Origin of the sequence: Filomicrobium sp., assembly GCF_025698805.1 — a bacterium.
In the GTDB taxonomy this organism is placed as follows: Bacteria; Pseudomonadota; Alphaproteobacteria; order Rhizobiales; family Hyphomicrobiaceae; genus Filomicrobium; species Filomicrobium insigne.
Map to the genome: position 1 here is coordinate 542,813 of NZ_JAILWT010000001.1, position 21,931 is coordinate 564,743.

General features: G+C 57.3%; 17 protein-coding genes. 7 read left to right on the forward strand and 10 right to left on the reverse strand.

The annotated features are described in order from the left end of the window. Positions 1–41: 41 nt before the first annotated feature. The 3 genes from pstC to K5845_RS02470 all read right to left on the reverse strand — a co-directional run bounded on the left by pstC (position 42) and on the right by K5845_RS02470 (position 4,178). Positions 42–1,526 (reverse strand): phosphate ABC transporter permease subunit PstC, encoded by a 1,485-nt coding sequence (gene pstC, locus K5845_RS02460; protein ID WP_090226811.1) that lies wholly within the window; start codon positions 1,524–1,526, stop codon positions 42–44. Positions 1,527–1,707: 181 nt separating this feature from the next. Beyond that, positions 1,708–2,745 (reverse strand): PstS family phosphate ABC transporter substrate-binding protein, encoded by a 1,038-nt coding sequence (locus K5845_RS02465; RefSeq protein ID WP_046480045.1) that lies wholly within the window; start codon positions 2,743–2,745, stop codon positions 1,708–1,710. 191 nt (positions 2,746–2,936) lie between these two features. Beyond that, on the reverse strand, positions 2,937–4,178 hold the full coding sequence (locus tag K5845_RS02470; RefSeq protein ID WP_090226814.1) for an ATP-binding protein: 1,242 nt from the start codon (positions 4,176–4,178) through the stop codon (positions 2,937–2,939). Positions 4,179–4,453: 275 nt separating this feature from the next. Between K5845_RS02470 and ppk2 the strand changes: the two genes are divergently transcribed. After that, positions 4,454–5,332 (forward strand): polyphosphate kinase 2, encoded by an 879-nt coding sequence (gene ppk2, locus K5845_RS02475; protein WP_090227408.1) that lies wholly within the window; start codon positions 4,454–4,456, stop codon positions 5,330–5,332. Here the strand turns inward: ppk2 and K5845_RS02480 are convergent. Both K5845_RS02480 and K5845_RS02485 read right to left on the reverse strand, forming a co-directional pair. Then, the gene (locus tag K5845_RS02480; RefSeq protein ID WP_046477373.1) at positions 5,325–6,188 is read right to left on the reverse strand and encodes a hypothetical protein; all 864 of its coding nucleotides are present in this window, start codon (positions 6,186–6,188) and stop codon (positions 5,325–5,327) included. The genes ppk2 and K5845_RS02480 overlap by 8 nt on opposite strands. Further along, positions 6,185–8,662: an AAA family ATPase gene (locus tag K5845_RS02485; RefSeq protein WP_287958308.1), complete on the reverse strand. Its 2,478-nt coding sequence runs from the start codon at positions 8,660–8,662 to the stop codon at positions 6,185–6,187. Before K5845_RS02485 ends, K5845_RS02480 begins: the two co-directional genes overlap by 4 nt. Positions 8,663–8,821: 159 nt before the next feature. On the opposite strand from K5845_RS02485, the gene K5845_RS02490 reads away from it, so the two are divergent. Beyond that, on the forward strand, positions 8,822–9,331 hold the full coding sequence (locus tag K5845_RS02490) for an MmcB family DNA repair protein (protein ID WP_046477371.1): 510 nt from the start codon (positions 8,822–8,824) through the stop codon (positions 9,329–9,331). A gap of 10 nt (positions 9,332–9,341) precedes the next feature. Here the strand turns inward: K5845_RS02490 and K5845_RS02495 are convergent, their stop codons facing one another. Together K5845_RS02495 and K5845_RS02500 are read right to left on the reverse strand one after the other, a co-directional pair. After that, positions 9,342–9,911: an ActR/PrrA/RegA family redox response regulator transcription factor gene (locus tag K5845_RS02495; RefSeq protein ID WP_046477370.1), complete on the reverse strand. Its 570-nt coding sequence runs from the start codon at positions 9,909–9,911 to the stop codon at positions 9,342–9,344. A 132-nt stretch (positions 9,912–10,043) separates the two neighbouring features. Continuing rightward, a complete protein-coding gene (locus K5845_RS02500; protein WP_244512360.1) occupies positions 10,044–11,414 on the reverse strand; it encodes an ActS/PrrB/RegB family redox-sensitive histidine kinase in 1,371 nt (456 codons plus the stop codon). 471 nt (positions 11,415–11,885) lie between these two features. Between K5845_RS02500 and K5845_RS02505 the strand changes: the two genes are divergently transcribed. Then, complete coding sequence (locus K5845_RS02505) at positions 11,886–13,481, forward strand: polyhydroxyalkanoate depolymerase (RefSeq protein ID WP_287958312.1); 1,596 nt, start codon at positions 11,886–11,888, stop codon at positions 13,479–13,481. A gap of 292 nt (positions 13,482–13,773) precedes the next feature. Then, on the forward strand, positions 13,774–14,535 hold the full coding sequence (locus K5845_RS02510) for a M48 family metallopeptidase (protein WP_052743739.1): 762 nt from the start codon (positions 13,774–13,776) through the stop codon (positions 14,533–14,535). Between the two features lie 16 nt (positions 14,536–14,551). Here K5845_RS02510 and mbfA read toward each other — a convergent pair whose 3' ends face one another. Beyond that, positions 14,552–15,532, reverse strand: a complete 981-nt coding sequence (mbfA, locus tag K5845_RS02515; protein ID WP_090226823.1) for an iron exporter MbfA — start codon at positions 15,530–15,532, stop codon at positions 14,552–14,554. Positions 15,533–15,823: 291 nt separating this feature from the next. Between mbfA and K5845_RS02520 the strand changes: the two genes are divergently transcribed. Together K5845_RS02520 and K5845_RS02525 are read left to right on the forward strand one after the other, a co-directional pair. Next, a complete protein-coding gene (locus tag K5845_RS02520) occupies positions 15,824–17,674 on the forward strand; it encodes a PAS domain S-box protein (protein WP_090226825.1) in 1,851 nt (616 codons plus the stop codon). Between the two features lie 192 nt (positions 17,675–17,866). After that, positions 17,867–18,346, forward strand: a complete 480-nt coding sequence (locus K5845_RS02525; protein ID WP_052743738.1) for a GyrI-like domain-containing protein — start codon at positions 17,867–17,869, stop codon at positions 18,344–18,346. 29 nt (positions 18,347–18,375) lie between these two features. On the opposite strand, the gene K5845_RS02530 is transcribed toward K5845_RS02525, so the two are convergent. After that, complete coding sequence (locus K5845_RS02530) at positions 18,376–18,849, reverse strand: tellurite resistance TerB family protein (RefSeq protein WP_046477366.1); 474 nt, start codon at positions 18,847–18,849, stop codon at positions 18,376–18,378. Positions 18,850–18,971: 122 nt separating this feature from the next. Between K5845_RS02530 and K5845_RS02535 the strand changes: the two genes are divergently transcribed. Beyond that, positions 18,972–19,331, forward strand: coding sequence for a GFA family protein (locus K5845_RS02535; protein ID WP_046477365.1), 360 nt, complete (start codon positions 18,972–18,974; stop codon positions 19,329–19,331). A gap of 62 nt (positions 19,332–19,393) precedes the next feature. On the opposite strand, the gene gyrB is transcribed toward K5845_RS02535, so the two are convergent. Next, positions 19,394–21,838: a DNA topoisomerase (ATP-hydrolyzing) subunit B gene (gene gyrB, locus K5845_RS02540; protein ID WP_046477364.1), complete on the reverse strand. Its 2,445-nt coding sequence runs from the start codon at positions 21,836–21,838 to the stop codon at positions 19,394–19,396. Positions 21,839–21,931 lie beyond the last annotated feature (93 nt).

Below are 21,931 nucleotides of genomic sequence, written 5' to 3' on the forward strand. Positions count from 1 at the left end.
ACCGTCGGCGGCCGCGTGCAGGGTATCCTGTGTCGTCGCCATTATTCGTACTGCTCCCTATATTTGCGCACGATATAGAGCGCGTAGACGTTAAGGGCGAGCGTGATCACGAACAACGTCAGGCCGAGTGCGAACGCAACCAGCGTTTGCGGGCTATTGAACTCAAGGTCACCGGTCAACTGACTGACGATCTTGACGGTGATTGTGGTCACCGACTCGAACGGGTTGAGCGTGAGGTTCGCCGCGATACCAGCGGCAAGCACGACGATCATCGTCTCGCCGATGGCGCGGGACGCCGCCAAGAGGACCGCACCCACAATACCTGGCAAAGCAGCAGGCAGGACGACCTTGCGGATCGTTTCCGATTTCGTCGCGCCAAGGCCGTATGATCCTTCGCGCAGCGACTGTGGCACTGCGGAAATAATATCGTCGGACAGCGACGAGACGAAGGGGATGATCATGATCCCCATCACGATGCCCGCCGTCAGCACACTCGAAGCGGCAATATCCAGACCCACCATGGCGCCTGTGTCGCGTAGGAACGGTCCGAACGTGATCAATGCGAACAGGCCATAGACGATGGTGGGGATGCCAGCGAGGATCTCAAGCAGCGGTTTGGCAAAGCCACGGAACTTCGGTCCGGCGTATTCCGACATGTAGATCGCCGAATACAGCCCAATGGGAACCGCCACGGCCAGAGCCACAAAGGAGATGAAGAGCGTGCCCCACAGCAAGGGCAGAAGGCCGAATTGACCGCTGGCACCACCTTCGCGACCTGCGGACGTAAAGCGTGGGTCCCAGACAGTTCCGAAGAAGAAGTCGAAAGTGGGGACAGATTGGAAGAAGTGGATCGTTTCAAAGAGCACCGAGAACACGATCCCAACAGTCGTCAGAATCGCGACCGTCGAGGCTCCGATAAGGGCCGCGAGAACCACCCTTTCAACTGTGTTTCGGGCCCGCAGGCGTGGCCTAATTTGCGTGAAGCCGTAGACAAATCCAGCCAATGCGGCGAGTGCGGCGAGGCCAGTGATCAACCAGCTGCTCGTATGTCTGTAGATGACCTCGTCGTAGGCCGCAGAGATTATGTAGGGTTCAGGCTCCGCCCCCAGAATCACGCCTTTTTCCTGCAGTAGGCGTTGCGCCTCTAACATGGGCGTAAACCCGAGGCGGGCATTTTCTATGGTTTTGAATTCACTCTGAGACAGTTTTGGCAGGCCTTCGGCGACGGAATTAATGCGGCCCAATGTCAGCGACATCAGTGCATCGTTCTCTACCCCGGCAGCGTGCGCCGGCAATGAGGTCTCGACCAAGTGGCGGATGACTGGCTGCTCTGCGGCAGCCCATATGATCGTTAAGAAAAGTGCGGGAAGAACGGTCCAGATCGCAAGGTAGGAACCATAATAGCCGGTCCGCGAATGCAATTTCGCGACATCACCGCCTGTAGAAGCGCGGCACCGGACGATACCGACGATGTAAGCAAGGGCTGCTGCTATCAGCAATCCGAGTAGGATCATCGAGGTAGACACACGACCCCCTGTGCAAAATATGCCTTCGCCATCGTTTTCACTTTTCCCATTCGGGTCTCTTACCCGGGTCAACCCGGGCCGCGACTTAACCAGCCAGCGACCCGGATCGAAATGCCATGTCAGACATCGCCAGAGGCGGGGCCAAGCTACTCAGGGCAGCCCTGCCCCACCTCCCGGCGAATTACATGATCTCTTCTGACTTGACGGCCTTCTGCAGCTCATCAAGTTCATTCTTCGGCATTGGAACGAGACCGTACTCAGCGAGCGGGCCGTCAGGACCGATCATCTTCGTCGACGTGAAGAATTCGACGTATTCCTTGAGACCAGGGATCGTGCCGATGTGCGCTTTCTTGACGTAGAAGAAGAGCGGGCGCGAAACCGGATACTTGCCGGTCGAGATCGTCTCAACGTTTGGCTCAATGCCGCTCATCGTAGCGACCTTCAGCTTGTCGGTGTTGTTCTCGTAGAACGACAGACCGAACACGCCAACGCCGGTCGGGTTCGACTGAAGACGTGCGAGCGTTTCGGTATAGTCACCGTCGATGTCGACCGTGCCGCCATCCTTACGGACCTTGAAGCAAGCTTTCTCAGCTGCCTTTTTGGCCTTCTTCTCGTCGTCGCCAGCGGCAGCCTTGTGCAGGTCGTAAGCGCCAGAAGCCTTGCAGCCTTCTTCCATAACTTTCACTTCGAAGACTTCGCGCGTGCCGTGCTTTTCGCCTGGAATGTAAGCAACGATGTCCCAATCAGGGAGCTTTGCGTTGACCTGCTTCCACTTCTTGTTCGGGTTGTCTACGAGCTTGCCGTCAACGGGAATCTTGTCAGCAAGAGCCAGATAAACGTCCTTAGGCTCAAGCGCCCAGGCGTCGCCCTTCGCGTCCGTCGCGAAAACGATGCCGTCATAACCGAAGCGGATTTCCATGATGTCCTTAACGCCAGCTTCGGCGCAGGCCTTCACTTCGGCGTCTTTGATCTTGCGCGAAGCGTTCGCGATGTCGATCGTCTTCTCGCCAAGGCCCTGGCAGAACTGCTTGAGACCAGCTGAGGAACCACCGGATTCGACAACCGGCGTCTTGAATTTGTCGTAGGTCTTGCCGAATTGCTCGGCAACGATGTTCGCATAAGGCAGAACCGTCGACGAACCCGCAATCTGAACCTGGTCGCGTGCCGAAGCCGCATTGGCAAACGCGAATGAGCCAGCGACAGCAACTGCTGCCGTCATGGCGAAGAACTTATTGTTCACGCTGATCTCCCTGAGTATCCGGGGTAACTGCGGAACCGGCGAACCGCCGATCTCGCCCAGCGCCCTCTGCGCCGGCAGGGCGAGTCGTACTCCAGGGGTACTTAGGTTTTATGACAGCATAAATAGTTGTTTTATTTTGCGTTTTTCAGGCGCTTGAAAACCCGATGTTTTCAAGTTTCTTGCGGACCTAGTTCATTAAAGATCACCGTGAAGGTCGAACCCTCACCAACGTTGGAAGCGATGCGCAATTGGCCACGGTGGCGAAGCACAATATTCTTAACAATTGCAAGGCCTAAGCCGGTCCCGCCTTTTTCCCGGCTCGACGTGACGTTAGCCCGGTAGAAGCGTTCGGTTAGACGCGGCAGGTGTTCGGGCGCGATTCCCACGCCGTTGTCAGCGACATCAACTTTGAGGCGTGCCGCACGGTTCCCTTGGCTTTTTTCACGCGTAACGGACACCCGCACATACCCGCCTTCGCGGCCGTATCTGACACCATTCTGGACAAGATTTTGAAGAACTTGAACAATTTCGTCTCTTTCGCCCTGTATGCGGGCGGGACCTTCGAGCTTGTTCAGCTCAATGGCTATTTTTTGGGGCGTCGCCAAAGGTTCGAATGTTTGCACGATGTAGGTCGCGACTTCGTTGAGGTCGACAACATCCTTGGGAGGCAAGTGCAAGCGCATCTCAATGCGGCTCAATGACAGCAGATCATCTATCAAGCGCGTCATGCGCTGCGCTTGCTTCCACATGATGCCGAGGAAGCGCTCCCGCGCCTTAGCATCGTCGCGTGCAGCTCCTTGAAGGGTCTCGACGTACCCGAGCAATGACGCGAGAGGTGTGCGCAATTCATGGCTCGCGTTGGCAACAAAATCGACGCGCATTTGCTCGATCTTGTCCTGTTGCGTCAGATCCCGAAACGTTACGAGCAATGCTGGCAAAGTCGGGTCGCGGCTGGCGCGCGACAGTACCGAGACGGTTGCCTGGATGCGGCGATTTACCGGAACACGATCTACGAGATGCACAACGACAGGCTCTGGACTGGCCGTCGGCGCATTGCCGTATTCGCCGACCGCGTCCATCAATTCGGGATTGCGACAGACTTGCGACAGGGCGAGACCATCGCGCGTCCTTGGAAACAAGTCCGTCATTAGTGCATTGTGGTGAACGATGATGTTGTCCGCGTCCAGTGCGAGAGCGGCAACGGGCAGCGCATCGATGACTGCGCGCCAGGACTGGTAGTTTCCTGAGTCGTTTGAGGTTTCTTCTTCCCCGCTTTCGAGACTTTTCGGTGCGGGCGGGAAAATAGCTGCTGCGAAAGCTATGCCCTCCAAACCGGTGCCGGTCGACAAGATGCACCATAGGGTGGCCACAACGGTAGCCAGCAATAGTGCAAGATTACGTGGCGACAGCATTTTTTAAACTTTCGTTGGGTCGCAAACCGTTAACCCGCTCTCGCGGTTGGCTTGTATTTCGATATCGTTTCATCTCATTCCAAGACATAGTTCAACTTTGGATGGCTTAAAGTCCTAGCTAACCTCGTTTCCAATCAAGGTCTTGGCCGCGAACACAGACCGAAGCGACCATTGTGAAGTACCAACATGACAGGCGAACGTCGGATTACAGAAGTGGTAAACTTAAGATGACAGGAAAAAAGATCGTCGCGCGAGCCAAGACTGGAAAAGATGAAATGAATAAACCGGCGGTGGCGATCGATATCGAACAACCCAACCTTCCGGACGGCTTTAACGAGATCGCACTCAAGTCCGGCGGATATCCTTACGACACGCCGCTTAAACGCAAAGTCTACGACGCTGAACTCGACGCGTTGCATTATGAGTTGGTCAAACTGCAAACGCACGTCCGAAAAACAGGGATGCGGCTCGTCATTGTCTTCGAAGGGCGTGACACAGCGGGCAAGGGCGGCTGCATTCGGCGATTTACGCGGCACCTCAATCCTCGGCACGCCCGGGTCGTCGCTTTGTCAAAACCGAATGAGACAGAACGTGGTCAATGGTATTTTCAGCGCTACGCCAAACACATGCCAACGCGTGGCGACATCGTACTGTTCGACCGCTCCTGGTACAATCGCGCCGGCGTTGAGCGCGTCATGGGGTTTTGCACAGAAGACGAACTCGCCGATTTCTTACGGGAAGCTCCGCAGTTCGAAGGCATGCTCGTGCGCGACGGTATATGTCTTCATAAGATTTTTTTGACGATCGGGCGGGAAATGCAGCTGAAGCGTTTCCATGAACGGCGGCATAATCCGCTCAAACAATGGAAGTTGAGCGATATGGACAAGGCCGCGGTCAATCTCTGGGACGAATATACAGAAGCGAAAGACGAGATGTTTCGCTTTACCCACATCAACATGGCACCATGGACCGTTGTCCGATCCAACGATCAGCGCCGCGCGCGGCTAGAGGTAATCCGCTATATCCTCTCGCGGCATGACTACGAGGATAAGGACGCCAAAGCGATCGGAACCGTTGATCCGCTCATCGTGGGAAGCGACACCAGCTTCCTGCATGGCAGCTCAAAAGATGCGCTGAAAACGAAAACTACCTGATGCAGAAAACGGGACAGCGCAGGACGGACGTGAGCGATCTGCAATCTTCGTAAGGCAGGACCGACCCGCCGTGCTTCGCGATGAGGAAACTCGCGGACATGGCACCTACGCGTCCCGCGATGGAAGAAGCCGGAGCGCTCGTCGTATCATTCAACATAATGCTGCAGCGTTTATTGTCGGCAACCAGCAACCGCGCCTGGGCCTCTAGCCAATGAAGCTCATCGTCTCCAGCGGTGGTCAGCAGGAGCTTGATCTCAGCCCCCGTGATAGCCGCGAGGCGTTCGGCCGTCCGCAGCATTGTAGACATCCGGTCTTCGTCTTCGACGGTGACAACGATGGGGCCCTTTGAAAGGCGCGCTCTGCGGGGCACGGTCACAACGCCCGTCGCATCCTGGACGGCGTCGAGGATGCGACCGATCTTTTCGCTGCCAGAGCCATCCATAGGTTCCGGCAGAACAACCACATTCCAGGGACCTAAGGCGGCACAACAGCGAACGAGTGCTGCAATGTCGTCATCGCGTACTGTCTGAACCCGCGCCTCAACGCCCGCAACAGTCGCTGCCTTGGTTATGTGGCGGCGCTCTGCCTCGTAGAGAGCGCGATGTTGACGCTGCAGATCGCCAGCATCCAGCCCATGGACAGCCCCATCGGCCAGGGCAATCTCATGCGCGAATGTGTGACCGGCGAGCGCTAAAATCTGCCGGTTTTCGACGAGCAAGCCTTCAAGTTCGGAGCGGTAAGCCTTGGCGATGTGTAAGGCTACCTTAAGGGCGGCATCGTTTGCCGCCGGGCTGTAGCCACAGTGAAGGACGACGCGACCTCGCGCTTCCCCCGCCTCGGCGACGTGCACGATCATGGCCGGGGCTCCGTCTCAACCGGCGGTACGGCAAATTGTGATTTAGTGCGTTGATTGAGCTGCTGAAGCTGATCGTCGATGTGCCGGTAGGCGTCCCCCTCAGCGAACCCACCGTCGGTTTCGCGATATCCTGCCGAAAGTCCCGTTATGGTTGCAACGCATTCAGTGACGGTCGCAGCAGGCCAAACAGCAAACGTACCGGCTTCGACAGCATCGACGATGTCCTTACGCAACATCAGGCCGGAGAGATTGGCTTTAGGGATCACCACACCCGCATCACTGTTGAAACCGGCTGCGCGGCAGACGTCAAAGAACTCCTCGATTGCGGTGCTCACGTCGCCCGTCGGTCGGACGTGTCCAGATGGGTCGAAGGTTCCAGCTATGGCTATCGACGACGACAGGGTCCATTCGCCAATTGCCGCGAGAACGGCAACCAATTCCGCACAACTCTCTTCCTCGCAGCTGGCACTCTCACCATCAATGAGAGCGGAAAGCGCGATGCGATGCCGGTGGCCGAACTCGGACGCCAGGTATGCGATCACTTTGCCAGCCTCGCGCGTGCCCGATACACCGGTGAGGACTTTGACGTCGAGCGTGTCTGCTCGTGCGAAAGCGGGAAGGACCCGGGCTGAAACGCGCTGGAGCCGCGGTCCCGCGCCATCGGACTTAAGCCCCACGACGCTTCCAATGGCTGCTGGCTCAGGAAATGAGGCTGTCTTCCTCGCGCTCCCGCTGGAGGAGCCCTGAGCCGCACGGGCCTCAACAATATCGTCACGACTGATAAGCTTGCGTGACGCGGCCGCTCTTCGCGCGTTCGCGTGGTGTAGAATGCTGGCGAAATCGCGCACGCACAACGACAATAGACCCGCATCGCGCGCGTTGCGCGAGGACAACTCAATCAATTCCGCGACTGCGCCGGGTTCCAGTGGTTCAACGGCCTCGCGTCCAATCAGCCCGGCTATCGTGCGGGCCATTGCACGCTCCGTTTCGGGGGTCCGCTCGACAACGTCCGCGAACGCCACGCGCACGTTGAATAGCTCCGCAAAGCGCGGATCGACGGACAGGATCTGTGCGAGATGCTCGGCATCGCTCAGCAGCACAACTTTGACGTCGAGCGGGATAGCGGGCGCTAATGTTGAGGAAGAGGAGCCATCGCCCGCCAGAGCCGAACAAACCGCCCCTGCCTGTAACGCGGCCAACAGCCCCGGCCAGGCTTGGCCTGATGCCGTCAAGGCGCGCGCGTCGAGCAACAGAAACCCGCCGTTCGCATAGTGCAACGCACCGGGTACGAGGAGCATATGCGGGGCTAAAGTCCCGCTCGCTATTTCGCTGCCAAACAAGCTCGTGGCGTTCGGCGCCGGCTCCTGGACTACGGGCGCGGCATTCGCGTCAGACGCCCAACTTACGAAAACATTTACGCGGTAGCGGTCGAGGCGGGCTTCATCGATTGAGTTCGACAGATCCGCGTCGAGAATATCCGTGAGATCGATCGTCGGCAAAAAGTGGTTCGCATTGGCGACGACATCCGCTTCGACTCCAGAAAAAAACTCCAAAACCTCCGGATGCTCAGCAAATAGCTCACGCGGTTCGGAAAGCGCAGCCCGAACAATACTGGCTATCACCTCCCGATTGAGCTTCGTCAAACGCGCGCGGCGTTGACGATCTATTTGCGGTGCTTTTTCCAGAAGCTCTGCGAGGTCCGCTTCGAGCGCCGTGATGTGGGCGCGCACATCCGCCTGCATCGTCGGTGGCATATTGGAGAAGGTTTCCTGCAGCACCACACTGCCATCATGCGCCGGGGCGACGGCGTAACCCATGGGCGTGCGCAAAAGAGCGATGCTGTGTGAGTCGGCGGTTCGTGCCAGGGCTTCAAGACCTGCCTGGTGTCTCGCCTGAAATTCTGCATCGATGGCACGCCAGCGGGCCTGATAGCTGTCGCCACGCAATGCTGAAAGAATGGCGCTGCCCATTTCGCTCATGGCGTCATTTACTGAGGTTGCGAGCACGGAGCCAAGGCCAGCAGGCAATTGCAGTGCTGTTGGCGCCTGCCCGTCAGCGAAATTCGCAACATAGACCCAATCAGACGGCGGCGGGCGCTTGGCAGCTATGGTTTGAATCTGGGCCCGGATTGCGGCAACGTCCGCAAGGCTCTCGGCGCCGGTGACAACAATATTGTGGCCTCGCGTTTTGATGCTGGCCCCGATGGCGATAGCCTGAAGTGCCTGGTCCTGCCCCAGCAGCCCCACTGGGGGTTCCAACTCAGTTGTTGTCTTGAAACCTAACGTTTGCGGATTGGTCGTTCGGCGCAGATCCGCTGCTGACGCGGTGGCGGGCCGGATCGCGGGTAAGCGGTGGACGGACGCGATTTGTGAACGTTGCTCAGATCTTTCCTGCGGGGCGGGGGGTGGCGCCGACGGCGGTGTCGCGGCCTCTACGACCTTAAGCTTGTCTTTTCTCTCGCGTTTAAAGAACATGCGTTTTGTTCCAGCCCTCGTACGTCCCGCAGCTTTCGTCCTAGCGGCAGCTTGTTCCCGTGGTCTTCTGGGACACGACGCAGCCGCGCCTCACGCGTTTTGAATAGGCGCAGCTGCGCAAATTGATGAAGTCCGTTTGCACTTGGGGATGGCGTCTAAATGACAATTGCGGCGAGACACCCATTTTCGCCAAAAAGCGAACCACCGTGTGATGGGCGTCAATCGCCTGCGGCGGCTGATATCCAGCGTGGGACCATTCGCGCTTTGCGTGCAAGCGGACTCTCCGCGGTTACTGAATTGCCACTTGCGAATGGTCGTAGGGCCGATGTCGTGGGCGTTTCCGACAAGGGGCAGATCTGGATCGTCGAGATCAAATCCTGCCTCAATGATTTTCGGACCGACCAGAAGTGGCAAAGCTACTGGGATTATTGCGACCGCTTATGGTTCGCCGTGGGACGCGATTTTCCTGTGGATGTGCTGCCGGAGGAAGCCGGTCTGATCATCGCCGACCGGTTCGGCGGCGAGATCGTCCGCGAAAGTCTCACGCAAACGCTGTCCGGCGCCAGGCGCAAAGCGATGATGCTGCGGTTCGCGCGAACCGCAGCTGAACGACTATCCGTTCTGGCAGATCCCGATCTCGTATCGCGCGCAGACGCAGCCCGCAGCTAACTTTCCAGCCTTACTTGGGCGCGCGTTTCGCGAGAATACGCTGGAGCGTACGGCGGTGCATGTTCAGTCGGCGTGCCGTTTCCGAGACATTGCGATTGCAAAGCTCATAAACCCGCTGGATATGCTCCCAGCGCACACGGTCTGCTGACATTGGATTTTCTGGTGGCGGCGCCTGGGTGTTGGCGGGGGCGAGCAACGCGTCTGTTACTTCATCAGCATCAGCGGGCTTCGCCAGATAATCTACAGCACCAAGCTTCACGGCCGTAACGGCCGTCGCGATGTTTCCATAACCGGTCAACACGATGGCGCGTGCATCAGGGCGTAGACGCGCTAACTCAGCAATGACATCAAGCCCGTTACCGTCATCGAGCCGCATATCAACGACAGCGAACGCTGGGCTCGATTGGCGGATCAGATCGATACCTTCCGAAACGGAATGCCCCGTCCGGACATTGAAACCGCGGCCTTCCATGGCGCGGGCCAGACGCTGTAAGAACGCCTTGTCATCATCAACGATGACCAACGACACGTCCTCCGGCAGTTCGTCCTGGCGAAACGACAGATCCTCGTTCACGGTCACTGGCTTTCAGTCCTTCTCATCAGCGGTACTATAACGCAGTTTCGTGCGCGACCAAATCCCGGCCTACAAATATGGTGTCCGCCATTCTTGTTCATGGTTTCAATGCAGATAAACAGCTATCGTCACGTAATTTCAAGAGCTTGATTGCGCCCAAGTTGCTGGGGCTACAAAAAACGACCTTGGCCATGTTATCCTAACAATAGCTCCAGTTCCCTTGTCAGCCGTGCGATTTCCGCACTCCACAGTCGCACCAGAGCGTTCGAGCAGCGTTTTGGCAATGAAAAAGCCCAATCCCAATCCATAGGTTTTGCTACTCCGGCGGGCGGCGTTTTGGCTCTTTGTCGTGAGATAGGGGTCGCCCAGCGCGTTCAAGAGTTCGGGCGGGAAGCCGGGTCCGTCGTCAGAAATTTCAAGGACGACGTGGTCGGCATCCCAACTGGCCGTGACATCAACCCGCGAAGCAGCAAAATCGACAGCATTTTCAATAATATTGCGTACACCATAAAGAACGCCGGGTTGTCGTGCCCCAACGGGCTGTTTGGCAACGGCGTCGTCTTCAACTGCCTCCATCGGGCTCGCAATAATACGTAGCTGCTTGCCGAATTCGAGATAGGGCGAGGCCGCCTCGTCGACCAATTCGCGGACCGACTGGGTTTCGTGCATGGGGTCGGAGGCGCTGGGTTTACGCGTCAATGTCTGCAGAATCTCACGGCAACGCGCCGCCTGCGAGCGCAGCAGTGCAATGTCCTCAGCGTGAGGGTGATCAGGCCCGAACTCGCGTTCGAGTTCCTTCGTCACAAGCACGATCGTGGATAGAGGTGTTCCCAACTCATGGGCCGCGGCAGCCGCAAGCCCATCGAGGGCATGCAGTTTTTGCTCACTCGCGAGCACCAATTCGGTCGCGGCAAGAGCTGCCGACATCTCACGCCCTTCCTTCGCCAGGCGGCGCACATAGAGCGCGATGAACGTCATCCCGGCCCCCATGGCAGTGAAGATGCCAAACTTGTAGAGCACCGGAAGTTCGAACTTGAGGTTTTGATACCAGGGCAGCGGCCAGTAATCGTAGGTCAGCCAATAGGTTGCGAGCAGCGCAATCAGCCCCAGAAAAATCGTGAAGCGAGTCGGTAGCGTGGCCGCCGAAACGGTTACAGGGGCCACGATCAAGACCACGAAAGGATTGCCAATTCCACCTGTGAAATACAGGAGAGCGCTGAGCTGCAGGATGTCATAGGTCAGCAGCGCCGCAGCGACCGGAGGGGAAAGTCGATGGCTGCCGGGAAGCCGGATAGACAAGAAAACATTGAGCCATGCCGACAGAGCGATCAATGTCAGACAATGCGCGAGCGGCACCGGAAACTTCAGCCCGAAAGCAACGACCAGGATCGCTAAGAGCTGGCCGACGACCGCAATCCAACGCAGCCGAACGATCGTGGCCAAACGGACCTGACCATCGGAAATTTGTGCGAGTTTAAAGAGTTCACGCGGCTGGGCTTCTCTCAGCACCCGAGCTACTCCTAGCTTTTCCTTGCTGACCAAATTGGGAATCGGGGGAGCGGTTGCGCGGCAAGCCCTCGCTCATCCTAATTTGGCTATACCGCGTCGCCGCATCTCACGCCAGCAACCTAGAAGAAATGGGCTCAACGGCGAACCTTCTTTCAAATATCAAAGTGTCTCTCGGGAGACAGACAGCAGCCAAGGTTGCCACCAAACTGGATCCTAGCCAGATTGCATTCGCGCTTTATTGCGGATGGGACGTTCGGCTTTCGGCAAACATGCCGTCGACTATCTCACGACCGAGAGCTTTGCTGACATCGCGATAACGCTTCCGGAGAGAAGCGAATCACTTCACGCTGCAAGATGGGAACGTGGCGTCAAAACGACAGGATGACGCACAGTCCACTGACCAAATCATTTTTGTCCACCGTATGAACTGTTGCGTCGCGTCAATGAACGCATGCAAGGGAGAAACAGCACGTGCTCTATCATTGGTACGAGCTGGGCCACGCAGCTGTGAAGCCCGCAAGGGCTGCAGCAGATTCCTATCGAATGTTTTTCAACAATCCGTTCAACCCGCTCTCGCATACAGCCGTTGGGCGGCACGCTGCTGCGGCTTGCGAGGTGTTTGAACGCACAACGCGGCGCTATCACAAGCCTGCGTTTGACATCCCCACCACCCGAATCGGTGAACGAGAGATTGCCGTTCACGAACAGGTGGTCTGGCAGAAGCCCTTCTGTCGCCTTTTGCATTTTGCGCGCGATTTACCATCCGAAGTTTGCGCGCGCGATCCGCGTATTCTCGTGGTCGCGCCCATGTCAGGGCACTACGCGACCCTTCTGCGGGGCACCATCGAAGAGCTGCTCCCGAATCACGAGGTCTTCATCACCGACTGGACGAATGCGCGCGACGTTCCTGTAAGTGCCGGGCGCTTCGATCTCGATGACTACATCGACTACTTGATTGAGATGCTGCACCACCTGAATGGTGATGCGCATCTTCTCGCCATCTGCCAACCGAGCGTTCCGGCTCTCGCCGCCACGGCCATTATGGAAGCTGAGGATGATCCTTGCGCTCCACGCTCGCTCATCCTTGCCGGTGGCCCCATCGATACGCGTATCAGTCCGACAGCGGTGAACCAACTCGCTCAGGAACGCGGCACGGACTGGTTCCGTAGCAACGTCATCGAAACCGTACCTTGGCCGAGCGCCGGCTTTGGACGCGCTGTCTATCCTGGTTTTCTCCAGCTCACCGGGTTCATGACGATGAACCTCGACCGGCACGTTAGCGCGCACAACGATTTGTTCCATCATCTCGTAACCGGGGATGGCAACTCAGCGGCAAAGCACCGGGCGTTCTATGACGAGTATCTCGCGGTGATGGACCTCACCGCGGAATTCTATTTGCAGACAATCGATGCCGTCTTCGTGCGGCACTCGCTGGCCAAGGGCCAGATGCGCCATCGTGGCCGCCCCATCGACACGAACAAGATTCGCTCAGTTGGCCTGATGACGATCGAGGGCGAGAAAGACGACATTACCGGTCTTGGACAATGCCGCGCCGCGCACAATCTCACGCCGTCGCTCGGTAGTGACCGGAAGTTTCATTTGGAAGTGCCTGAGGTTGGGCACTACGGTATCTTCAACGGTTCACGTTTCCGCTCGGATGTTGCGCCGCGAATCGCGCAGTTCGTGCGTTGTCATGATCCACGTTCGCGACACATCACCACAATGCCTGTCGATTGGCGCAAAGCTGCTGCGAAAGCGCAGCGCCACAATTCGCTGGAGATTTCGTCCGTAGCATTCACGTTCGCGCCGGCGAACGATCTCGCTCCGGATCCTATGGCTAACCGCTTACGCCGGAGCTTCCGGCCCGAGTATGCCGACGATTCCGAGCCCTCCGAGATAAGCAACGCGTATCTCGAGCCGCTTCGTTTGTGGGGGCTGCTTGGGCGCCTCATGATCGACGGCTGGTTTGGTCCTCCCGGGAAGACTGCAATAGAGAACCATGAGGACTTGGATACACACATCTCCGATTCAGCCGCCCAACATCATCGCACAGGTCGCCCCTCTTGAATCTTCCTATAATTCAATTTACTACCGGAACACGCTCACACTTTAGATCACATTGCGCAGGCACAAACTCGTGGCTCGCAAGGCACATGCCTTGAGGCGCACTTGCAACACCGTTTCAGTTGCGTTTTGCCGATCGACTTTTCCTGCTGGTCTATTGCGGATTGAAGCTGATACGACTCGCTTGCTCGGCGCGTAGCGTTCGTGGGGGAGAACAAGGGTCAAACATATCCTGGCCCAAGTGTCGTGCCCACAAGACTGCCGTCCATCCATTAGTCTCATCGGGGGTTTGCCCATGCGGCGGAGACATGATTCCGCATCGCTGTCGCTTGATGACGCTCAGTTCGAAAATCTTGGCGCACGTGTTGAAGTACGACGCCATCCGCAAGCACGTCGCCTGACGCTGCGGGTGAGTCGAACACAGCGCGCGGTTATCGTAACGCTGCCGTCGCAATGCGAAATCAACGAGGCGAATTCATTTGTCGAACGGCATATCGATTGGGTTCGGGAACGTTTGGGCAGCATCCCCGAACCCGTGCCGTTGGTGAACCGTGCGCTGATGCCGTTGCGTGGCATTCCGCATCGGGTCGTTTTCTGCGGGCGTCGTACGGGCACCGGGTTGGTGACCCCAGTGGAGGGACCGGACTATCGCGAACTCCACGTCTCCGGTCCCTTAGAGCAAGCACCGAAGCGCTTCCGGCAATGGCTCTTCGACGAAGCCCGGCGCGACCTCGACAAGAGCGTCATCATTCACGCCAAACGTCTGGGGCTGAAGCCAAAACGCATCGCTGTTCGCGATCAGAAGAGCCGATGGGGCTCCTGCTCTTCAACGGGCTCGCTTTCGTTTTCCTGGCGTCTCATCATGGCGCCGCCGTTCGTCCTCGATTACGTTGCAGCTCATGAAGTTGCCCACCTGCGCGAGATGAATCACGGCCCTCGCTTTTGGAAGCTTGTCGCGCAGTCTATGCCGCGCATGGATGAAGCAAAGAATTGGCTACAGGTCTACGGCATGGATCTTCACCGATATGGTGCCGAACCCGACGACCTTAGAACCTAAGTCTTCTACCGCTTCGCTAGGCACTGCCGATTAGAATTCCGGCCGAGAACACCAAAGCGCCGCCGAGCACCACCTGGAACGCGGCACGCAAAAACGGTGTCTCCATATAGCGGTTCTGAATCCACGCGATTGCCCACAGCTCGACGAACACAACGACAGCTGCGATGCCAGTCGCCGTCCAGAAATGCGGGATCAGATATGGCAAGGCATGGCCCAATCCGCCGACGGCAGTCATGACGCCCGAGGCGATGCCCCTTTTTACGGGCGAGCCCCGGCCCGAGATCTCTCCATCATCTGAAGCGGCTTCGGTGAAGCCCATAGAGATACCGGCACCGACCGAGGCCGCTAGCCCCACAATGAATGTCGTCCAGGTATCGTGTGTGGCAAACGCCGTGGCAAAAATAGGTGCGAGCGTTGATACGGAACCATCCATCAGGCCGGCCAAGCCAGGCTGAACCCAGGTCAAGACGAACTGGCGATGCGCTTCGTTGTCCTCCTTTGCGCGCGCTTCTTCGTCCAGATATTTGTGCTCAAGGCGGCAAGCGAGTTTTTCATGGCTCGCCTCCGCTGCCGCCAGATCCCCAAGCAGCTTACGTGTATCCGCATCCTTTACGTGCCTGAGCGCAGCCAAGTAGAAATTGTGCGCATCGATCTCCATGTTGCTCACTTCCTGCCGGATGCGATCAATCCCAAGATTCTCGACAAGCCACACAGGACGGCGCGCGTAGTAGCCAGCGACATGCTCGCGGCGGACGAGTGGAATCGTGTCCCCGAAGCGGGCCTTGAAGCGTTCGATCAAACGCTTGCGGTGGACGTCTTCCTCAGCCGCCATGCCCTCAAAAATTGCAGTTGTATCCGGAAAATCCGCGTGCAGCCGTTCCGCATAAGTCCGGTAAATCTGCGCATCGTCTTCCTCAGACGAGATGGCCAGGGCGAGAATCTCCTTCTCGGAAAGATCCGAAAAGTGCCGCCGACCAACGGTGAATCTTGAAAACATTCGTCCTCGCCCCATCCTTATTTTAGAACCGTTCTAATAATGCCGGCATTGGGTACGTGGGGCAAGGCTCAATATTCTGCCTATTCAGTCTGGAGGCGATCTTTCGGCCTCATTTCCTTTTTGTCGGCGCAAAATGCGTCTCCCGCGACGTGAGGAAGCGTGAGGGCGGAGATTAGTAGCGGTTCTTCAGTTTCTCCGTTAGTGTCTTCAACGCACACATTCTTTTTGCGTGGCGTTTCGTGTTCACTTGCAAAAGAATGAAGCCGATCCGTAAGAGGGGTGTTTCGCGTAATGCTTCATCCATCCTCCCTCCCGGCGGTACAGAAGCCCGGCAATCTGAGAACCGTTATTGACGGTCTGGATTGGTCGAAGACGCGTGTGGGCGCCAGACACGGCTGGCCTGCCAGTCTCAAGGCTGCCGTGGATCTCATCCTTCCATCTCCCGTGCCTATGGTGATCCTATGGGGTGAAGATGGCACGATGATCTACAATGATGGCTATGCCGCAATCGCCAGACATCGACACCCTGAAGTGCTCGGCAAAACAGTCCTCGAGAACTTCCCGGAAATAGCTGACTTCCATCGCTACATTCTCGACGAGGTTTTGAGCGGAGCAAGTCTATCTTTTCACGACAAGCATTTCGTGATTGAGACCCACCACTCTCCTAGAGATTTCTGGTTCGACCTCGACTTCAGTCCTATCGCCGACGAAACTGGAAAACCGGCCGGCGTTCTTGCCGTCGTTGTCGACACGTCACCGCGCGTTCGGGCTCAACGCGCACATGAAGAGAGTGACGCACGGCTACGAATGCTTGCAGACAATATCGCCCAGTTCGCATGGACGGCGGACGAAACCGGTAACGTCTTCTGGTTCAACAAACGGTGGTATGAATACACTGGGACAGGGCCGGATGAGGTGGAAGGCTGCGGTTGGCATAAACTCCTGCATCCCGATGATGTCGATCACGTCGTTAAGACAGTTTCTCATTGCTTCGCATCTGGAGAAGCGTGGGAGGACACCTTTCAACTGCGCGGTCGCGATGGCCAATACCGGTGGTTCCTGTCGCGCGCTATGCCGATCCATGATGATGATGGCAGAATTATACAGTGGTTCGGCACCAACACCGACATCACCAAGGAGCGCGAAGCCGCGGCCACCAATGCGCAGCTTGCGACGATCGTCTCGACATCTGCCGATGCCATCATGTCACTCTCACCTGAGGGGGCTATCCTCTCCTGGAATCCTGGCGCGGAACGGCTTCTCGGTTATGGGGCCGAGGAGATCATCGGACGCTCAGAGGCCATCCTGTACCCCAACGGCAGCGAGTCTGAATTTCGCAACCTCTATCTCCAGCTTAAGCAGGGAAAGAGCGTACACCGCGACAGTGTTCGCCGTCATAAGGATGGGACCTCGGTTGACGTCGCGGTGAGTGCCGCGCCTATTCAGCGGCCAGACGGTCGCATCTTCGGTTATTCGGCGGTTCTCCAGGATATCACAGAGCGTAAGCGCGCAGACGCACGTATGCGGCTTGTGACCCGGGAGCTCTCTCACCGAACAAAGAATCTCCTTGCTGTGATTGTCTCCATGGTTCGGCAGACGGCGCGGATGTGCACGGATGTCGAGGCCTATCAAGACGAGTTGGTGCAGCGCCTTCACGCTATGTCGGCGTCACATGACTTACTTGTCGCAGAGGATTGGGCCGGTGCCTCTTTGCGCGAACTGATCGACGCGGTCCTGAAACCTTTCGGAGGTGGTTTCGTTAAAGTCGTGCAAGTTGACGCGCCGAACGCATATCTCAATGCCCATGCCATTCAACATATCGCTCTGGCACTACATGAACTCGCGACCAATGCGGTCAAGTATGGCGCGATGTCCGTTCCAACGGGCCGCGTCCACATCGGCTGGTACTTCGAGGATGACAAAGACCAGCGGCGTTTGAAGTTCACATGGCGCGAGCATGGGGGACCTCCGGTCAAGCGACCGCAGCGCACTGGCTTTGGTCACGTGGTCGTCGCACGCGTTGTTGGACGAGCACTTGAAGCTGATGTCAGCTATGAATTCGCGGAAACCGGTATTATTTGGTCGATTTCAATTCCGACCGATTTCGTCATCACAGAGGGTACTATCCGGCGCGCGGGATGAACGGGCCGCCAATCATCCGTGGTTTGATTTTCCGTTCCCGTGCGAGCTTTTCTCGAAAGAGTGCTTCGCTGCAGAGATATTCCATATTTTGCCCAACATTGGTACTCAATGAGCATGCGCCGCATTCATTCGAAGTTGCCGCGAGAGCTCTAGTGGTCCGTGGCTACGGTCCGTATCGGAGCGGAGTGCTTTATGAGTTACGTCATAGAAGTCGTTACCCTTGAGGCCCAACCAGCTCTTTCCGTTCGCTTCAGGGCGCGACCGGAGGACCTTGGCCGCAAATTTCTTGAATTGCTCCCGCAGGTTCTCGACGTCACAGAATCTCAAAACGGCGAGATGGCCGGCGCGCCTTTTGCGCGCTATCTGGACGTGGCAGGGCCTGAACTCGAGGTTGAAGTCGGGCTCCCGCTGACGACCACGCTTGAGGGCAACGGCCAGGTCCTGAGCAAACCTTTGCCAGGTGGCCCGGCTGTGATGACCTGGCACATTGGGCATTATGAAGAATTGGGTAAGGCGCACGCCGCGCTTGCTGAATGGGTCTCAACCAACCAGCGTGAGGTGGCCGGAGGGCCTTGGGAAATCTATTTCAGCGATCCCAGTGATGACGATGACCCAAAAGGTTGGCGCACACAGGTCGTGCTGCCTCTCATCCCAGAAATCAAGGCTACATAAGCAGGAGCACAGGCCGCCACGGCATGAGCCTACTCGTTGGCTTTGCGGAGTTTTGATTGCGCGAGAACATCCTGCCGTAAGGCGACGGCGTCATGACCCTCAACATCGAGAAGCTGCGCCATAACGGAAACGAGATTACGCTCCTCAGGTCCGATCGTGCCGTCGGCGTTGGCCATCTCCCAGAGTAACCGCACTACGCGCAGACGTCCCTCGCGGTCCATGCTCTTGTGGATCACGCGTGTGAATCTATGCAAATCGACTGCGTTCTCCTGCTGCGCCGTTGCCGTTTCGATGACGGCGTCCACGTCCGAGCCGGAAAGATCGAAGCTGTTGGACAGAATCTCGCGTATTTTTTTGTCTTCAATCCTGCATTGTTCGCCATCCACCTTGGCACAGTGCACGAGAAGGGCCGCGCAGGCGACGTTGAGTTCTCTTTCGTCGAGCTGTTCTACGGTCTGATTCCCGATCAAGCCGTTCAAGAAGTTTTCGATACTGGCAATCATTGTACCTCGATTCATGGCGCAGTAAGAACGCAGCGGCATAGCTCAGGTAAGTTCTAACCAGGTATGAAGCAAGCCCAGTTCAAACGACGAGCCGCCAAAATTAGAGACGCGGAGGAGCTGGAATGACGGAATTGAAAACACTGACCGGTGGCTGCCACTGTGGTGTGGTACGCTTTGAAGCCGAAGCCGATCCCAATCAGGCAATGGAATGCAATTGCTCCCACTGCCAGAGAAAGGGATTCATCCTGACGTTCACTCCGGCTGAAAAATTCCATCTACTCTCGGGCGCAGACAAGCTCACCGAATACCGTTTCAACAAACGTGCGATCGCGCATCGCTTCTGCTCGGTGTGCGGTGTTCAACCCTTCGGCATGGGGACCGGCCCAGACGGTACAGAAACAGCCGCGATCAATCTGCGTTGCATCGACGACATCGATATCGCCACGCTCTCGCCGCAGAAGGTCGACGGGAAAAGCTACTGACGCGTGCAAAAAGCGAGGCCCCGTCAAAGGAGCCCCGCTTTTGGATACGTATGTCAGAAGCTTTAAACGTCGAGATTGCCGACCAGTAGCGCGTTTTCCTGAATAAACGCGCGACGCGGTTCGACCACATCCCCCATCAGCTTCGAGAAGATCTCGTCGGCCTCATCCAATTCGCCGATCTTCACCTGAAGCAGTGTGCGTGTTTCGCGATCCAGCGTCGTCTCCGCGAGCTGGTCGGCGTTCATTTCGCCAAGACCTTTGTACCGCTGCATCGAGATGCCCTTGCGCCCGCTTTCAAAGACCGCTTCGAGCAGATCGCGTGGTCCGAAAATGTCGATCGTACCGGACTTGCGACGCAGTTTGGCCGGTGCGGAATAGACTTCGCGCAATTGCGCATAGTGTTCGTTCAGCCTCCGAGCGTCGAGCGAGCGTAGCAGCCCCATGTCGAGGGCGTGCGCCTCGGTCACGCCGCGAACTTCCCGCGTCACTAGATATCCGTCATCGGTGAAACTGCCTTCCCAGCCCTTTTCCGTCTCGTCGGCCAGCGTATCGAGACGGCGCGCCAGCTCGTTTGCGATCTCAGCGGCTCGGGCAGGGTCGTCCAGCAAAGCAGGATCGAAGGCACCAGCAATCGTCGCTTGCTCGACCACGAATCGGGCATAGCGTGAATGCAGATCATCTAGGCATTTTGCGGTCCGACGCGCCTCTTCGACAATGGCGCGCAGGTCTGCTCCAGCCCGTTCATTGCTGGAACCGTCGATGAGTACCGTTTCTTCGAGACCATTGTTGATCAGGTAATCTTCAAGACCGCGATGATCCTTCAGATATGTCTCCGACTTGCCGCGCATCACTTTGTAAAGGGGGGGCTGGGCAATGTAGAGATGTCCTCTCTCAATAAGCTCTGGCATTTGACGATAGAAGAACGTCAACAAGAGCGTGCGGATGTGCGCGCCATCGACGTCGGCGTCCGTCATGATGATGATCTTGTGATAGCGCAGCTTGTCGAGGTTGAACTCCTCGCGGCCGATGCCGGTCCCCATTGCTGTGATCAGCGTACCGATTTCTTGCGATGACAGCATCTTGTCAAAGCGCGCGCGCTCAACGTTGAGGATCTTACCTCGGATCGGCAGCACGGCCTGATATTCGCGATTCCGCGCTTGTTTTGCGGAACCACCAGCCGAGTCACCCTCGACGATGAACATCTCGGTGTTTGCCGCGTTGCGATCCTGACATTCGGCGAGCTTGCCCGGCAAATTCGCCATGTCCAAAGCGCCTTTCCGGCGAGTCAGTTCGCGCGCTTTTCGGGCGGCTTCACGTGCCGCTGCAGCCTCGGCGACTTTCGAAACGATACTCCGAGCTTCCTTGGGATGCTCTTCAAACCATGTAGCGAGTTCTTCCGACACGGCGCTTTCGACGATCGGACGCACTTCGGAGGAAACCAGCTTATCCTTCGTTTGGCTTGAGAACTTTGGATCGGGCACCTTGACGGACAAGATGCAGGTCAACCCTTCGCGCGCGTCGTCGCCGGTCATGGAGACGCGCTCTTTCTTCGCGATTCCGCTTTCTTCGGCATAGCGGTTGACGACGCGTGTCAGTGCGCCGCGGAAGCCCGCAAGGTGGGTGCCGCCATCACGTTGCGGAATGTTGTTCGTGAAGCAGAGTACGTTCTCGTGGTAGCTCTCGTTCCACCACAGCGCGGCGTCCACCGTAACACCGTCGCGCTCCGCCCGGATCATGATGGGCTCGGGTAGGAGCGCCGTCTTGCTGCGATCCAGATATTTGACGAACGCGCTGGTCCCGCCTTCGTACATCAGCTCAACGCGGCGAACATCCGCATGGCGCCGGTCTTCCAGAACAATCTTGGCACCGGAGTTGAGGAAGGCCAGCTCGCGCAGGCGATGCTCAAGCGTGTTGAAGTCAAACTCGACCTTCGTGAACGTATTCGGGGAAGGCAAAAACGAGACTTCAGTCCCCTGTTCACCGTTCGCATCACCCACGATTTCCAGCGGCGCTACAGGAACACCATCATTGAACTCGATGAAGTGTTCTTTACCGTTGCGCCACACGCGGCATCTCAGCCACGTCGATAGAGCGTTGACGACAGACACGCCAACACCGTGGAGACCGCCGGACACCTTGTAGGAATTCTGGTCGAACTTGCCGCCCGCATGCAGCTCTGTGAAAACGATCTCGACGGCAGAGCGCTTCGGCTCGTGATCATCGTCGTCCTTGATGCCGACTGGAATCCCGCGCCCGTCGTCCCGTACGGTCGCAGATCCATCCGCATTCAAAGTAACGTTGCACATAGAGGCGTGCCCAGCGAGCACCTCGTCGACAGCGTTGTCGACAGCCTCGTAAATCATGTGGTGCAAGCCGGAGCCGTCATCAGTATCACCGATGTACATTCCCGGACGCTTGCGAACAGCCTCCAACCCCTTCAACATCTTGATGGAATCGGCGCCGTAGTCTTCAGCAATAGGGGTGTTTTCGGCGGGCATCGAGCTCATGCCGTGACAGTCCTTGAAATTGTTTCATCTTGTAGCCGGCACCCTAGCACATCGGCGCGCAAAAGTTGCGAAAATCGAGGGGGGGCAGCACAA